The sequence below is a fragment of the Pedobacter sp. genome (assembly GCF_046462515.1).
In the GTDB taxonomy this organism is placed as follows: Bacteria; Bacteroidota; Bacteroidia; order Sphingobacteriales; family Sphingobacteriaceae; genus Pedobacter.
In genome coordinates, this window is the sequence record NZ_JBKGVD010000009.1 from 34,182 (window position 1) to 50,980 (window position 16,799).

Annotated in this window: 15 protein-coding genes; 10 read left to right on the top strand and 5 right to left on the bottom strand. The window is 36.0% G+C overall.

Annotated features, from left to right (window positions below):
- Positions 1 to 93: 93 nt before the first annotated feature.
- The 9 genes from gltX (at position 94) to ACLHG9_RS12030 (ending at position 9,982) form a co-directional block, all read left to right on the top strand.
- Positions 94 to 1,599: a glutamate--tRNA ligase gene (gltX, locus tag ACLHG9_RS11990; protein ID WP_410221740.1), complete on the top strand. Its 1,506-nt coding sequence runs from the start codon at positions 94 to 96 to the stop codon at positions 1,597 to 1,599.
- Between the two features lie 98 nt (positions 1,600 to 1,697).
- A complete protein-coding gene (locus tag ACLHG9_RS11995) occupies positions 1,698 to 2,525 on the top strand; it encodes a neutral zinc metallopeptidase (protein ID WP_410221741.1) in 828 nt (275 codons plus the stop codon).
- A 210-nt stretch (positions 2,526 to 2,735) separates the two neighbouring features.
- Positions 2,736 to 3,851 carry a response regulator gene (locus ACLHG9_RS12000; RefSeq protein WP_410221742.1) on the top strand — a complete coding sequence of 372 codons (1,116 nt, stop codon included), beginning with the start codon at positions 2,736 to 2,738 and terminating at the stop codon, positions 3,849 to 3,851.
- Between the two features lie 12 nt (positions 3,852 to 3,863).
- Positions 3,864 to 7,427 (top strand): response regulator, encoded by a 3,564-nt coding sequence (locus tag ACLHG9_RS12005; protein ID WP_410221743.1) that lies wholly within the window; start codon positions 3,864 to 3,866, stop codon positions 7,425 to 7,427.
- Between the two features lie 17 nt (positions 7,428 to 7,444).
- Entirely contained in the window at positions 7,445 to 7,807 is a 363-nt protein-coding gene (locus tag ACLHG9_RS12010) for a response regulator (RefSeq protein WP_410221744.1), read from the top strand.
- A 1-nt stretch (position 7,808) separates the two neighbouring features.
- Complete coding sequence (locus ACLHG9_RS12015) at positions 7,809 to 8,633, top strand: CheR family methyltransferase (RefSeq protein WP_410221745.1); 825 nt, start codon at positions 7,809 to 7,811, stop codon at positions 8,631 to 8,633.
- Positions 8,630 to 9,205 carry a chemotaxis protein CheB gene (locus ACLHG9_RS12020; RefSeq protein WP_410221746.1) on the top strand — a complete coding sequence of 192 codons (576 nt, stop codon included), beginning with the start codon at positions 8,630 to 8,632 and terminating at the stop codon, positions 9,203 to 9,205. Before ACLHG9_RS12015 ends, ACLHG9_RS12020 begins: the two co-directional genes overlap by 4 nt.
- A gap of 2 nt (positions 9,206 to 9,207) precedes the next feature.
- Complete coding sequence (locus ACLHG9_RS12025) at positions 9,208 to 9,573, top strand: response regulator (protein ID WP_410221747.1); 366 nt, start codon at positions 9,208 to 9,210, stop codon at positions 9,571 to 9,573.
- 34 nt (positions 9,574 to 9,607) lie between these two features.
- Positions 9,608 to 9,982, top strand: coding sequence for a hypothetical protein (locus ACLHG9_RS12030; protein WP_410221748.1), 375 nt, complete (start codon positions 9,608 to 9,610; stop codon positions 9,980 to 9,982).
- Between the two features lie 58 nt (positions 9,983 to 10,040).
- On the opposite strand, the gene ACLHG9_RS12035 is transcribed toward ACLHG9_RS12030, so the two are convergent.
- On the bottom strand, positions 10,041 to 12,476 hold the full coding sequence (locus tag ACLHG9_RS12035) for a TonB-dependent receptor domain-containing protein (RefSeq protein ID WP_410221749.1): 2,436 nt from the start codon (positions 12,474 to 12,476) through the stop codon (positions 10,041 to 10,043).
- Positions 12,477 to 12,727: 251 nt separating this feature from the next.
- Positions 12,728 to 14,398 (bottom strand): dipeptidyl-peptidase 3 family protein, encoded by a 1,671-nt coding sequence (locus tag ACLHG9_RS12040; RefSeq protein ID WP_410221750.1) that lies wholly within the window; start codon positions 14,396 to 14,398, stop codon positions 12,728 to 12,730.
- An 83-nt stretch (positions 14,399 to 14,481) separates the two neighbouring features.
- Between ACLHG9_RS12040 and ACLHG9_RS12045 the strand changes: the two genes are divergently transcribed.
- Positions 14,482 to 15,336, top strand: a complete 855-nt coding sequence (locus ACLHG9_RS12045) for an N-acetylmuramoyl-L-alanine amidase (protein WP_410221751.1) — start codon at positions 14,482 to 14,484, stop codon at positions 15,334 to 15,336.
- Positions 15,337 to 15,382: 46 nt separating this feature from the next.
- Here ACLHG9_RS12045 and ACLHG9_RS12050 read toward each other — a convergent pair whose 3' ends face one another.
- Genes ACLHG9_RS12050 through ACLHG9_RS12060 form a run of 3 tightly spaced genes read right to left on the bottom strand, consistent with a single transcriptional unit; the run spans position 15,383 to position 16,638 of the window.
- A complete protein-coding gene (locus tag ACLHG9_RS12050) occupies positions 15,383 to 15,631 on the bottom strand; it encodes a DUF6952 family protein (protein ID WP_410221752.1) in 249 nt (82 codons plus the stop codon).
- 48 nt (positions 15,632 to 15,679) lie between these two features.
- Positions 15,680 to 15,988, bottom strand: a complete 309-nt coding sequence (locus ACLHG9_RS12055; RefSeq protein WP_410221753.1) for a thioredoxin family protein — start codon at positions 15,986 to 15,988, stop codon at positions 15,680 to 15,682.
- A 17-nt stretch (positions 15,989 to 16,005) separates the two neighbouring features.
- Positions 16,006 to 16,638 (bottom strand): peroxiredoxin, encoded by a 633-nt coding sequence (locus ACLHG9_RS12060; protein WP_410221754.1) that lies wholly within the window; start codon positions 16,636 to 16,638, stop codon positions 16,006 to 16,008.
- Between the last annotated feature and the right edge of the window lie 161 nt (positions 16,639 to 16,799).

Below are 16,799 nucleotides of genomic sequence, written 5' to 3' on the forward strand. Positions count from 1 at the left end.
TATCAAAACGTAAAAATTACAAAAAACCTATCTTTGCAACATTAATGCTTTTGTCTTGATGATCTTAAGACAAAACAATTAACATAACAGCTAATGAATAGACCAGTAAGAGTTAGATTTGCTCCAAGCCCAACAGGCGGATTGCATTTAGGTGGCGTAAGAACAGCTTTGTTCAATTATCTTTTCGCTAAAAAACATGAAGGTAAGTTTATTTTAAGAATTGAGGATACAGACCAGACACGCTTTGTTGAAGGTGCTGAAGAGTATATCGCTTCATGCCTTAACTGGTGTGGGCTTAATCCGGATGAAAGCCCTGAAAATCCAGGCAGTTTTGGCCCTTACCGTCAGAGTGAACGCAAATCTTCTTATCGAAAATATGCCGAGCAGCTTGTTAAAGACGGCTTTGCGTATTATGCTTTTGATACCCCTGAAGAACTTAATGAGAAAAGAAATGAGATAGCTAATTTCTTATATGGCCAAAAAACACGGATGCAAATGCGAAATTCGCTAACCTTAACCGAAACAGAAGTCGATGAACTTCTAAACTCAGGTACACCTCACGTTATCCGTATAAAAATGCCAACCGATGAACAGATTTCATTTAATGATATGATACGCGGTCATGTAAGTTTTGACACGAACTTGGTTGACGATAAAGTGCTTTTGAAAGCTGACGGTATGCCAACTTATCATTTAGCTGTGGTAGTTGACGATAAAGCTATGGAGATAAGCCACGCATTTAGAGGTGAAGAATGGTTGCCTTCTGCGCCTATCCATTTATTGTTATGGAAATATTTAGGCTGGCAGAACGAAATGCCTGAATGGGCTCATTTACCTTTAATATTAAAACCCGATGGTAATGGTAAGCTAAGCAAACGTGACGGCGACAGATTAGGTTTCCCGGTTTATGCCATGAATTGGACAGATCCAAAAACAGGTGATTTGACCAAGGGATTTAAGGAATTAGGGTTTATGCCCGAAGCTTTTGTAAACATGCTGGCCATGTTGGGGTGGAATGACGGAACAGATACCGAAATTTTTACCTTAGAACAATTGATGGCATCTTTTTCTATAGAAAGAATAAGCAAAGCAGGCGCAAAATTTGATTTTGAAAAGGCAAAATGGTTCAACCACGAATGGATTAAACGCAGTTCTGCTCAAAATTTATGGCCTCAGCTTCAATCCCTTTTAAGCGAATATGGTGCTATAAACAACGAGTTTGCATTTAAAGTAATAGATCTTGTAAAAGACCGTTGCACTTTATTGGGCGATTTTGCGGTACAGGCAGGTTATTTTTTCAGTGCGCCACAAGTATATGATGAACAAGCCGTAAAACCAAAATGGAATACAGAAAAAGCAGTATTTTTTGAAGCCTTTTGCAAAGTAATAAACGATGACTTAAACGCACAGGAAGCAGAAAGTCTTTTTAAAGAACTGGCAGAAAAATACCAGTTAAAGGCCGGCGAAGTAATGCTTCCATTAAGGGTTATGCTTGTTGGCGGAAAATTTGGCCCTGGAGTATTTGATATTGCACAATTGTTGGGCGCTACCGAAACTATTTCGAGAATCAGAAAAGGAATCGCTCATTTTAATACATAATTTGTTTGCGTTAAAGTTTAGCGTATATTTATAATAACCTAATCAACTTAAAATACGGGTTAGGGAAACTTCATTTCAGACTATAAATTTGAACCTATATGCAGTGGAAAGGAAGACGAGAAAGCGACAACGTTGACGACAGAAGAGGAAAAGGAGGATTAGTATTGGGCGGTGGTGCAGGCATTATCTTAGTAATATTAGGATTAATATTTGGACAGGACCTTACTGGATTGGTTAACCAGGTAAGTACAGACAACCAGCAGACACAGCAAGCTCCACCTATAAATGATGAGCAAACCAGATTTGTAAAAGTTGTGTTTGCAAGTACCGAAGATGTTTGGGAAAAGGAATTTGAAAAGATGGGGGAAACTTATAAAAAACCTATTTTAACTTTATTTACCGGTGCAACAACCTCTGCTTGTGGAAACGCATCTTCTGCTATCGGGCCTTTTTATTGCCCGGCCGATGAGCGAGTTTATATAGACCTTTCTTTTTATGATGATCTGAAAAACAAATTTGGTGCTCCTGGCGATTTTGCCCAAGCTTACGTGATTGCCCATGAGGTAGGACACCATGTACAAAACCTTTTAGGAACATCGGCAATGGTTGATAAGGCCAGAAGGACACTGAGTCAGGTTGAATACAATAAACTTTCAGTTAAATTAGAACTACAAGCCGATTTTTATGCCGGCTTATGGGCTTATCATGCCAAAAACGATTTAAAATTAGACCGTAATGATTTAGAAGAAGCCTTAACCGCCGCCAACGCAATTGGTGATGACAGGCTACAAAAACAGTCACAAGGAGAAGTTGTCCCTGATGCCTTTACACATGGTACTTCTGCCCAACGCATGTATTGGTTTAAAAAAGGCTTTGATACCGGCGATATAAGACAGGGCGACACATTTAACACTAAAAACCTGTAATCAAAAGAATTAATAAAAACCCCGTATGTTTTAAAGACATGCGGGGTTTTACTTTGTTATCAAATTTTAAAACTATAATACATCTTAATTGTTTAAAAATATTCCGGATCTAAAGTTTACATTTTTAATTTTTATATTTAGTCTTAAAATTTTTGCAGCATTTAAAAGAGTTAATTTATAGGCAGATCCAAATCCTTTAATCCGTAAATAATGATTTTATTAGTAGATGATACCCCAGAGAATCTCATCTCTTTAAAAAAAGTTTTAGAAAGCCACAATTTTGAAGTAGATACTGCTTCATCAGGCAAAGAAGCCTTAAAAAAAGTTTTAAAAAACTCCTACGTTCTTATCATTTTAGATGTACAAATGCCCGAGATGGATGGTTTTGAAGTAGCCGAAGCCATTTCAGGGTACAGCAAAGCTAAAGACACCGCTATCATATTTCTTTCGGCAGCCAATACCGATTTTAAATTCATTGAAAAAGGCTATTCATCGGGTGCACTGGACTATATCACCAAACCCGTATCCATAAACCTTCTTTTGCTAAAAATAAAGACATTTTACCGCATTTATGAGCAGAGCCGTAAGCTGAATGAAATGCAGAAAACACTTTTAGCAGAAATCGAAACACGAAAAAATGCCGAAAGCAAAAAGGACGAGTTTATGAGCATTGCTAGCCACGAACTTAAAACACCACTAACCAGTATCAAAGGTTATATGCAGCTACTCGAAAGAAGCATAGATAAAGGCGATATAGAAATTGTAAAGAAGCATTTAAATAAGGCCAAATCGCAAATAGAAAAACTCAATGGCCTCATCGCCGATTTACTGGATGTGTCTAAAATAGAAAGTGGCAAACTCAAATTTAATAAACAGCTCTTCTCTGTAGATACCCTTACAGATAACATTCTGGAAGTTATACAGCAATCTAATCCTTCTTTTAAAATAGAAAAAATTGGAAATGCCAATTGTGAGATTTTTGCGGATGAAATGCGGATAGAACAAGTTATCGTGAATTTTCTTACCAACGCCATCAAATACTCACCCAATGCAGACCGTGCGCAGTTAAGGGTAGATGTTGTTGATGACAAACTCTTTGTAAGTGTAAAAGATTTTGGATTGGGCATGCTGCCTGAGCAGCAAAAGCAGGTTTTTGAAAAGTTCTACCGGATCGAAGAAACATCACATAGATTTCAGGGCTTAGGAATAGGTTTATATATCTCTGCAGAAATCATCAGAAGACATGATGGTGAAATTGGTGTGAAAAGCGAATATGGCAACGGCTCCGAATTTTATTTTAGCATTCCTATAAATCAACCACAATAAAAGTTTATTGTTATGTCATTATCTTTAAAAAATAATTTACGCCTAGGCTTAGGGCTATCCTTACTTTTATTGTTTATTACTTCTATTGCTTCTTATATGAGCATTGTGGCTTTAACCAGAAGTACAGACATGGTTATAGCGAGCAATGAAAGGATTTCAGATATTAACGACGTATTATCAACCGTTAAGGATGCCGAAACCGGACAAAGAGGATACTTACTAACTGGTAATAACGCTTTTCTGCAACCCTATATTGGGAGCCGAGAAAAAGCGCTTTCAACGCTTGACAAAATCATTACAGAAACCACTGATGACACGTTTCTGCAGCGAAAACTAAAAGAACTCAGATCTACCCTGATTAAACGATTCGACATATTAGAAAACAGCATCAATTTCAAAAACCAGAAAGCAACCCTATCAAATGAACTCTTAATTACAGGCAAAGCCTATATGGATAATGCCCGTGAAATAATTGATGAAATTAAACAGGAAGAAAGGCGCCTATCTAATCAATATACTACCGATGCTCAAAAATTATCAGAATACACCCCTTTATTAACTATTATTGCTTCAATATCTGCTATTTTGGTAACGATCTTTTTTTACAGGCGTGTAATTAAGGGATTTGACACTACAACAGCTCTACATAAACAACTTGAAGAACTATATACAGAAACTGAAGAACGCATAAATGGCATTCAAGATCTGGCGGCACAAATCTCTTCGGGCAACTACGAGATTAGGATGAATGATGAGAAAAAAGACGGCTTAGGTATTCTTTCAGGCTCACTCAATAAAATGGCTCAATCGCTCCAAAACTCATTTACCAAATTAGAAAATAAAGAATGGATGCAATCTGGTATTGCTAAACTGAATGAAAAAATGGTAGGAGAGCAAAATATAGAAATCCTTACCTCCGAAATTTTACGAGAGATAGTTAGTCGCACCAAAAGTATTGTGGGTGCATTTTATCTCGTGGGCGAAGACCAGCTTTTACACTTAAGCGCATCCGTATCTCTAAAAAGTAATTTATTAAAACAAACGCTTTTACCCGGCGAAGGACTGGTTGGAGAAGTTCTTAAATCAGGTCAGATTATACAAATCAATGATATCAAACATGATGAGCTTACCGTAAGCTATGCAACCGGAGAAACCAAAGCCAAAAATATACTTGCATTTCCTGTTTTAAGAGACAAAAATATTATAGGAGTGATAGAAGTAGGTTCGGTCAATGATTACCCAGAACGTAAGGTAACCTTTGTAAGAGAAGTCTCTCACAGTATCGGTACTGCAATTTATGTGGCCCAAAACCACAAAAAAATGCAAAACCTTTTAGAAGAAACACAAGCACAGGCCGAAGAGCTACAAGTGCAGCATGTCGAGTTGGAAAAACTGAATGAAGAACTGGAGATCCAAACCCATCGTTTGCAATCATCTGAAGAAGAATTACGCGTACAACAAGAAGAGCTGTTACAAAGTAACCAAGAGCTGGAAGAAAGAACAGGTCTGTTAGAAGAGCGTAATGAACTGATCAGAGAACAAAATCTCAGGATAAAAGAAAAAGCGGCTCAATTAGAGCAAAGTACCCGATACAAATCAGAGTTCTTATCTAACATGAGCCATGAATTAAGAACTCCTTTAAATTCTATTTTACTTTTATCGGGTTTAATGTCTGAAAGCGATGAGCTGAGCACTGAATTTAAAGAATATTCCTCGGTAATAAACAGTTCAGGTCATGGTCTTTTAAGTCTTATTGACGAGATTTTGGATCTTTCCAAAATCGAAGCAGGAAAAATGACCCTTGAAATCGGAGAAATTTGTATAAACGATATTATAAAAGACCTTAAGGGACTTTTCATGCCTGTTGCCAAAAGCAAAAACCTAGAACTCGCATTTGATATTGATGAAAATGTGGGGCAATTCATCTCAGATCGTATGCGTTTAGAGCAAATTCTCAAAAACCTCTTATCAAATGCCCTTAAATTTACTTCTAGCGGCAAGGTTGGTCTTAGCGTAAAACATTTGGACGACCATCATATTGCATTTAACGTATATGATACCGGTATTGGGATTCCTAAAGAAAAACAGGCTCTCATATTTGATGCCTTTCAGCAGGCCGACGGTTCTACCCGACGTAAATTTGGCGGAACAGGACTAGGACTTTCCATCAGTAAACAGTTAGCCAAACTTCTAGGCGGAGATATTGACCTTCAAAGTGAAGAAAACGTAGGCAGCAAATTTACACTCACACTTCCTAATATTTACAAAGAAAATACCGAACCTCATACAGTATATCCTTTAATTACGGGAGAGCTTGAACCTGAACAACAATCTGTTAGGTTAACTACAGAACGTATTCCTAATGAAATTGAAGATGACAGAGCTACTATACAAGATAATGACAGGGTAGTGCTGATTATTGAAGATGATACAGATTTCGCACAAACACTGTTAAAGTTTACCCGCCAGCGAAAATATAAAGGTATTGTTGCCGTAAGAGGTGATCTTGGTATTGAAATGGCTCAGAAATACGAGCCTGTTGCTATTCTTTTAGATATACAGTTACCGGTTAAAGATGGCTGGGAGGTTATGGAGGCCCTTAAATCAAATCCTAAAACACGACATATCCCGGTACATATTATGTCTTCTTTAGAAGCAAGAAAAGAGAGCTTGCAAAAAGGTGCTGTAGATTTTATTAATAAGCCCTTTGCTCTTGAACATATGAAAGATATGTTTGAAAAACTGGAGGAAACTTTTAGCAAAAACCCTAAAAAAGTACTTATTGTCGAAGAAAATGAGCAACATGCAAAAGCGCTCAGTCAGTTTTTAAGCCAGGCTAACATCCATACTACAGTTACCAATAGCATACAATCCAGTATTAAAGAGCTACAAAAAAGAGAAATCAATTGTGTGGTTTTAGATATGGGAATACCAGATAAAAATGCATTCGAGGCTTTAGAATCCATTAAAAAGACCGAGGGCTTAGAAGGTCTCCCTATTATCATTTTTACCGGAAAAAATCTTTCAAAAGGCGAAGAAAACAGAATACAGCAATATTCAGACTCTTTTGTGGTAAAAACTGCGCACTCATATCAGCGCATTTTAGATGAAACAGCTATCTTTTTACACCTTGTAGAAGAAAAGACAGATGAAAAAGGGAACCAGAAATCATCGCTAAACAAACTGCAGGATGTGCTGGCCGGAAAAACCGTATTAATTGCAGATGATGATATGCGTAACATCTTTTCGCTCACAAGAGCACTTGAAAGCCATAAAATGAATGTAGTTATAGCTACAGACGGCAATGAGGCCTTAAAAGCGCTAAAAGAGCATAAAAACATAGATATTATACTAATGGATATGATGATGCCAGAGGCAGATGGTTATGAAACCACACGAGCCATTAGAAAAGATGACACTTATAAAAATATGCCAATCATTGCCGTAACCGCAAAAGCAATGTTGGGCGATAGGGAAAAATGTATTGAGGCAGGGGCTTCAGATTATATATCCAAACCTGTAGATATCGACCAGCTTACTTCTCTACTTAGAGTTTGGCTGTATGAAACCTCATAATCATTAATCGCATCTCTATGAAAAAAATCTTAATTATTGACGATGATGGCAGAAACATTTTTGCTCTCACAGCTGTTTTAAAAGCTAAAAAGTACAACTGTATTTCTACAACTTCTGCCGTAGAAGGGTTAAAGCTGCTTAAAACAGATTCTGATATTGCTTTGGTATTAATGGACATGATGATGCCGGAGATGGATGGATATGAAGCTATGGCAAAAATGAAAGCAGATGAGACGTTAAAGAATATTCCCGTAATCGCTATAACTGCACAGGCTATGGCAGGCGACAGGGAAAGGTGTTTAAAAGCTGGTGCAATTGGCTATATATCCAAACCGGTTAACATAGATAGATTAATAGAACTGTTAAAATTATACCTGTAGTGTGATTATTGCGAATCAAATATCTGATCAGGAAATCGAAACTCTATTGGAAGAGATTCTGACTTACCATGGCTATGATTTTACAGAGTACGCCAGAGCTTCTATAAAACGCCGTATCATGCGGATTTTCTCTTTAGAAAAATTTGAAACTTTCTTACAGCTGAGGAATAAGGTAATTAACGACAGGAAATTTTTTAAACGATTTGTAGAAGAAATTACGGTAAACGTAACAGAGATGTTCAGAGATCCTAAATTTTACAAGTGTTTACGCAGCGATATTTTTCCAAAACTGACAGCTTATCCTTTTATAAGAATCTGGCTGGCCGGTTGCTCTACGGGTGAAGAGGCTTATTCTATTGCGATTTTACTCAAAGAGCTGAACCTTTTAGACAAATCTTTAATATACGCTACAGATCTGAACCCTTTAGTGCTTGAAAAAGCTGAAAGTGGTATTTTTTCATTATCACAAATGAAAACCTATTCTAAAAATTACATCGAATCAGGAGGCATCAAAGATTTTTCTTCCTATTACACCGCCACTTACGATTTGGTAAAATTTAACCGCGACCTGAGAAAAAAGATGATCTTTTCTACCCACAATCTTGTTTCTGACCGTTCTTTTAATGAATTTCAGCTTATTCTGTGCCGCAATGTTTTTATTTATTTTGACCGGGATCTGCAACATAAAGTACTACAGCTATTTGATGCGAGTCTAGAAAAAAATTGCTTTTTAGCTTTAGGAACAAAAGAAACCATTGATTTTTCTCCTATTGCCCGTAAATATGAGCGGGTTCAAAACCAAAAGATATGGAGGAAATTACAATGAAAACAAAATGTTCGGCATTAATTATAGGAGGCTCTGCAGGCAGCTTAGATGTACTGTTAAACGTTATACCAAAGCTCAATGAAGATATAAATTTTCCTATTATCATTGTTCTGCATCGTAAAAAGGGAACTGATTCACTTTTAACCGAACTTCTGGCCTCAAAATCGGGCCTTAAGGTTAAAGAAGTTGATGAAAAAGAAAAACCCTTGTCGCGAACCGTTTATATAGCGCCTTCAGACTATCATCTATTATTTGAGAAAGATGGAAGTTTTTCACTTGACTATTCTGAAAAAGTGAATTATTCGAGACCTTCTATAGATGTTGTATTTCAAAGTGCTGCAGAAGTCTTTACTAAAGGATTGGTCTGCCTCTTATTATCGGGCTCAAATGCCGATGGGGTAAACGGGTTGGAACAAGTAAAAACATATGGAGGAAAAGTATGGGTTCAGAACCCTAACTGTGCTACTGTACCCTACATGCCCCAACAGGCTATAAATATGGTTAAAACAGATAAGGTATTAACTATTGAGGAAATGATATACAATATAAACGCTCTGGATAACACCGCATGACCATGGAAGCTAAAAAAGTATTTATTTTTGATGACAACTCTGATATTCTAGAGCTGTGCACATTTATTCTTGAAGATGCTGGGTATGAAGTAAGAACATCCGAATCTTCAAACGATATAGAACAACAGGTTCTTAATTTTATGCCGGATCTGATTTTTATGGATAACTGGCTGCCAGATATTGGCGGCATAGAAGCCACGCAGAAACTTAAAAAAAATCCTTTGCTCAAAGGCATTCCTGTTGTTTATTTCTCGGCTAATAATGATATTAAATCACTATCTGAACAGGCGGGTGCAGACAGTTTTTTATCCAAACCTTTTGATATCAATATACTGGAAGAAGTGGTACATAGCTACTTAAGGAAATAACTAATATTTAAATTAGAAATCTTAATAATTATTCATGAAAAAATCAATTAATGCTTTTCTACTGTTTTTTACATTTACCTCCTTAATGATGGATGTAAAAGCTCAAACAACATCAAATGATTTAAAATACGGCAAATATGGATGTACCGTTTCTAAATATGTTGGTGGCACCTATCAATATACACCCAAGGGGTCTTTTACCATTAATAAAGATGGAACATATTTCTATGAAGGTTTTAAACAAAAAAGTAAAGGTACTTTTAAAGTGGATAAAGACGGAAACTTACTATTTACAGGTGGATATTTTAACGGAGGTAAAGCAGAAAAAATAGACAGACCTAATAAGTTTTTCCTCACTTTTCCCGCAATTCCTGATTATCGCTGGACTTGTGGATATGTAGATAAATAACGACAAGAAAAGGGTATAATCAGTTTTTAATCAACCAATTTATACCCTTTTAATTTTCTTAATTTTTCATTCTTCCCTGCTCATCTTCTGTACCCGTTGTTCGTCTGCGTGCAGGCTTAATTTCATTTTTGCCAAACCTGTAATTGAAACTCAATCTTACCACACGGCTTTCATTTTTCTGATACAGATCGTAGCTTAAGCCCGGATATGCACTTTTTAGATTGGTTTCCGAGATATTGAACAAATCTGATACCGCTAATCTTAAACTGGCTTTCTTCTGCATTAGACTTTTGCTAAAGCCTATATCAAAAGAATATCTTGATTTTAAGCTTAACGTTCCATAATCAACCGGCGATTCGTAATTGGCCATTGTTTCTGCTGTAAGTCCATCTACAATGATAAAATTATTTTGCATGCGGTACTGGAGCGCTGTTTTTCTATTCTCTAAATTCTTTCCTCCCAAGTTTGGTGATTTAAAGATGATATGAAAAGTATTCAAAGTGTTGTTCATATTCCACCATTTGGCAATTTTTACCGGGACATATAAATTAACTCCGTACACAACATTTTTGGCCAGATTGGCATTGGTTTGATAAAGAGCCTTTTTCTCTTCATCAGGCAATAAAACCTGTGTAATTGCATCATTTACTCTGCTGTAATGAGCCGTTAAAAGATATTTCTGCTTGAAGGTATAATTAAGCTCTATATTATGCGTGTACTGAGGATTTAAGAAAGGGTTTCCTTTATTGTAAGCATATTCATCAAGATAATAAATAAAGGGGTTCAAAGCATCGTAACTTGGACGGTCTATACGCCTTCCATAAGAAAGCCCTAACTGATTATCTTTATTAATTGTTTTCTGTAAATATACCGTAGGGAAAAAATCCCAGTAACTTCTTTCTACTACATTATTGGTTGTAATGAGATTTCCCTTAGAATTGGTTTGCTCCATACGTAAACCTGCCTGTACGCTAAAACCTTTAAATTCCTTATTGATACTTGCATAAACAGCATTCACATTTTCATCATAAACAAAGCGATTACTTCTTCTCGCATCGTTCTGCCAGTCATTGTTTTTTAGCTCTTCTGCAATCAGGTTATTATCTGTTTTTACCCAGCTACTTTTTACACCCGCTTCAAGTTTTGCAGTTTTACCCAAAGGCAATGCGTAATCAGCTTTAAAGGCTTTGATTTTGATATCAGCAGGAGTGGAATTTCTGATGTAATTTATTGGCCTTATAAAACTTTGGTCTGCATATAAATACCTATTGGTATAATAAGTAGAATTATTCCCTGTATAGTTTGAGTAATCAAGGTCTACAGAGATTTCCTGTCCTACTGTATCCAATACCGATTTGTAATTTACATTATAGGCAAAGTTATTGTATTTGCTTTTTTCTTTACTGTCTGATACCAATAATGAATCTGTCTGCCCAAAATGTTTCCCCATATTGGTATTGGCATCCCCATTTTCTTTAGTATTGTTCAGATATCCTGTTACCAAAAATCCAATGATATTATTTTTATCGATATAATAATCTATTCCTGCTTTAAAATTATTGCTATTATTAGACCTTAGGTTTGTGGTTTTTTGAGAGAAATATACATTGGGAGTTCCGTTTGCAATCCGATCTATAGATAAAAAGTTCTCTCTCTTTACGTTCCCATAATTATAGTTACCAAAAACATTGATATGTTTATTTCTGTAATTAAGATTTAAACCGGTATTCATTCTAAAATTTTTGCCATAACCCGCTCCAATATTAAAACTACCGTTAGCACCTGCATTTTTATTACGTTTGGTTTTAATATTGATAATACCGGCATTACCCGCTGCATCATATTTTGAAGAGGGATTGGTAATCAACTCTATAGATTCAACTTCAGAGCTCTGCATATTTTTTAGCAGATTGGCCACATCAGCATTACTCATGTAAGTAGGTTTACCATCCAACATAATTAATACGCCCTGTTTACCTTGCATGGTAATATTTTCATTTTGATCTACTGTTACACCTGGAGCTTTTTGCAATACTTCAAAAGCAGTTGATCCAACAGCTGTACTACTGTTTTCAACGTTCATGACTAATTTATCTGCTTTGCGCTCTAAAAGAGGTTTTACAGCAGTAACGTTTACAGTCTTCAGCGTATTGCCAACCTGTTTCAATGCTATTGCATCCATGTTCAATATCGGCAAATTCTCAGCCACAGTAAACGATTTTCCTAAATAAGGCTGGTATCCCATCATATTTACTTTTATGTAATAAGAGCCCGCATTTATGGCCAAAATCTGGAATTTACCATCGGGAGTGGTAAAAGCGGTTTTTACCAATGATGAGTCTGAGGCTTTAAACAAACCAACTGTAGCATATTCCAAAGGTTTTTGCTGTTCATCTGTAAGGTGCCCGTTTATGGTTGTCTTCTTGTCATTTACCTGGGCATTGGCCACATTAAGACAAATTAGAGAAAGTAAGGTTAAGTAAATTATTCTCATGGTTTCATTTTTTATAAAATTTAAGGCAATAAAATTTCAGCACCTTAAAAGGCGTATTTTTTTCATTCCCTTAAATTTTAGTTTAGTAATTAAAGAGGCTTGCTCTTATCATTTGTTTGTTTTCTTATAGACGAACGTTAAAAGCAAAAGGTTACAAGATTTTTTAATTTTTTATATTTTAGAATCCAAAAACCATTAAAAAAGCCCCTTAAAAACAAATTTAAGAGGCCTTTTCCTGTTTAAAACAATCCTTATTTCATTCCTAAAACATCTACACCTTGTTCAAAAATCACATCAACAGGTATACCCTTTTTGCTCAAGCGATCTAAATCTGCTTGAAGTTCAGGCTTGATGATTCCTTTTTCTTTTTGGGCTTTTTCTACTGCGCTCTTATCACCATTACCCTGTAAGGTAAGTATAACGTTACTTAGGTCATTCATCGCTTTTTCAAATTTTTCGAAATTCACCCGATAGGTTCCTTTTGCAGTTCTTTCAAAAGCACCTTTTTCCTGAAAAAAGTTAAAACACTGCATATTGGCTTTTCCATGTGCACTTGATGCACCAAAACGCACAGATCTTAGTATCCCGGCCATATAGGTAGTATAGTATTCTTTGATATCTCCTTTAAGTTCGCCTTTTTTAAGTAAACCTGTAACCATATATAAACCTAAAACATCTGCTTTTCCTTCTTCTAACCATGAATATTGTTCTTGTAACGCTGATCTTACCGTTCCTTTACCGGTTACGGTATTTTTAATTCCTAAACCATGGGCAACCTCATGAAACATTACATTGGCAAAGAAAGAATCAAATTTGATATATTGTTGCTGTTCAGGATCTATCAGCTCTTTAGCAATAGGCACTAATATTTTATCAAATTTAGCTTTCATTGCATTTTTTAACTGCGAACGGCGTGTGCCTTTTTCCTGTTGTATTTTTTCGTCATTAGGCAAATTTACCGCGATGGTTTTTGATCCGGCATTACAATCCCCTGCATAATATACCACATCATAAGCATTCAGCTCAGAATCTGTTCCAGGTACTTCTTTTTTATATTTGGCATCTACCGGAAGGCCTTTTTGCAACTCCGGTAACATAGCCACATATTTTGATAATTTTTTGCTCCACTCTTTATCTTTAACCAAAACATAGCTTTCAAATGATGCGCGTGCATTAAACAACTTATCTTCATAGTTCTCAATAGGACCAATAATGATATCGAGACCGTTTGTTTTCATATCCAGCCAGGCATAATCACTTGCTGTATAATCATCATTAACCAAAGCATCAGCACGTAAATTCAGGTATTTTTTAAAGCCTGCATCTTCGGTTAATAATGCCGCTTGTTTTAACAGGCTACTTGCTTTTTGAAGTTCTGTGGCATAAAAAGTATGATAAGGAATAGAAACCAGTTTTCCGTTTTCACGTCTGATTACAGAATAAAGACCTGTCTTGTCTTTTACATCAGATTTTTCCAATTCTTCTTTCGTCATATCCAAAGGGTAAAAAGTACCACCCAAAGGTTTTTCACCAATGCCCGATACAAAAGGTTTATCCCCATTTAGCCTGTCCCACGGGCCATAATTAATCTCCAAAAATTCACGGGTTTTTTCATCTTTAATGGTAGCAAGCAAACTGTCTCGTTGGGGGTATGCCTGTTGCCAAAAGAGTTTATCCATAATTTCTGCTGCCTGAATTAGCAAAGGCAGCACTTTACGCTCATTAGCCGTAAGCAGGTTCAAGTCTGTGGTAAGTTTTACCTTTTCATAAATAGGTAAACGGTTGGCCACATACTCCTGCAATGAATCCAAGTTATGTTTGTCTTTTACCTGTTCTGTATTATTATTTGAAGATGTGCAGGCTGCAATAGACCCCGTCAGTGCTGCTCCTAACATTATTTTTGCAATAATTTTAATACTCATTTAGTAGCTGATTTTTTATTTTTATTGCACTAAATTAGTAAAAAATATAGTTCAAGTAATTTTACGTTATTAATTAACTTTTCATGTTTACAAAAAACACTTTTTTTAGCTTGTTAAAGAAAAACTTTATAGCTGTTAATGGATTAGTCCTAGCTTTGTTTATTATCTCTTGCAGCACCAGTAAATATGCCGCTACCGACAAGGTTTACAAACAAAATGCAAAAAATTTCAGTAAGATCATTAAAGCTACACCACCTGAAAACCAGCGTATCGATTCTTTAAATGCCAATCAATATTTTGCAGGAACAACAAATATGGGTATCAGGAAGCCTAACTTCGTAATTATTCACCATACCGCACAAGATTCTCTGGCCCAAACAATCCGTACATTTACACTTCCCCGCACCGGAACAAGCGCTCATTATGTGGTTAGCCGTGATGGTTCTGTAGTGCAAATGGTTAACGATTATCTGAGAGCTCAACATGCCGGAGCTGGTAAATGGGGTAATGTTACAGACATGAACTCATGCTCAATAGGCATAGAAATGGATAATAATGGCACTACAGATATTTGGACAGATGCACAAATCAACAGCTTATGTACCTTGTTAGCGGGATTAAAGAAAAAATACAGCATTCCTACGGCCAACTTTATAGGCCATGCCGATTTTGCTCCAGGCCGCAAAAATGACCCTAAAAATTTTCCGTGGAAAAAACTTGCCGAAAAAGGATATGGATTGTGGTTTGACGATGTATTGGAAATCCCTCCTGCTGATTTTGACACCACAAATGCACTCAGGATTATCGGCTATGATGTAAGAAAATTGAACTATGCTATTGAGGCCTTTAAAATTCACTTTATTCAAACGGATATTACTCAAACGCTGACAGACTATGACAAAAGCGTTTTATATAATCTTTATAAAAAATACATGTAATAAAAAAGGGAGCATAAATGCTCCCTTTTTTATGGGTTTTTAAATTCTACCGATCTATAGATCCTAAGACCTTTTGCGAAAACGCATTTAATGCCTCTCTTTCTCCAGCACCGTTTTTAACTTGTTCATGTACTTCCAGAGCTCCACAAATATTTGTAATTAGCTCTCCGGCAACATCAACTTCCGAATCATGAACACCTCTAAATTCACAAAACGCTTCTAAAACCTCCAATGTGGCTTCTAATTTTTCAGGAGCAACATTTTCGAATAATTGTCTGATGATTGGAACTTTCATTTTCGTTTATTTTTAGGGTGCAGATTCCATTAGAAGCACCCTTGTTTTTTATTTTATTTTATCAAAAAGCTGGGTTAAAACCTCTGCTTTATTTGTTTGCACCTGATCTACCAAAAATCCGTTTTCAAATGCAGCAAATGTCGGCAAATTATCAACTTTTGCCAGTTTTCTCGATTCCGGAAATTTCTCAGCATCAACAATCAGGAAAGCAACATCTTCATTTTCTGAAGCCAGTTTTTTAAATTTAGGCTTCATAATTCTGCAATTGCCACACCAAGTTGCGGCATACTGAACCATTACCTTCTGATTTTCAGCAACGTATTGTTGCAAGTTATCAGCTGTTAATTCTAAAAACATAAAAACTCCTTAATTTATTAATTAGCACTTAAGTAAGCAGCAACACCTGCTCTGTCGGCATTCATTGCTGTTTTACCTTCTTCCCAGTTTGCAGGACAAACTTCACCATGAGACTGAACGTGAGCATAAGCATCAATTAAACGCAAATATTCTTTTACATTTCTACCTACAGGCATATCGTTTACGCTTTCATGGAAAACTTTTCCTGTTTCATCAATCAGGTATGTTGCACGGTAAGAAACATTTGAACCGTGGTAAGTTTCGTTTCCTTCTTCATCATATTCTACTTCCTGATCTAAAATACCTAAAATGTTAGATAGTTGTCTGTGCGTATCAGCTAAAAGAGGATAAGTAACACCTTCTATACCCCCATTATCTTTTGGTGTATTTAACCATGCAAAATGTACCTCATTAGTATCGCAAGATGCACCGATAACTACTGTATTTCTTGATTTAAATTCAGGTAATGCCGCTTGAAAAGCATGCAATTCTGTAGGACATACAAAAGTAAAGTCTTTTGGATACCAGAATAGTAATACTTTACTGTTGTTTTTTACTGCTTCTTCAAAGATGTTTATCTTTAAATTGTCGCCCATTTCAGAAATCGCATCAATAGCAATACTTGGAAATTTTTTACCTACTAAACTCATAATATTATAATGTTTAAAATTTTCGATATACAAAGGTACGCTTAATAACTCTGCCTAACAAGCTGATCTTAATCACTATTTACTATATAGATATAGATAAAAATTATAGTTAAGAAAAAACAAATTAGTTTAATTCTATAGGATTTAGCTCTAAGCGTAAG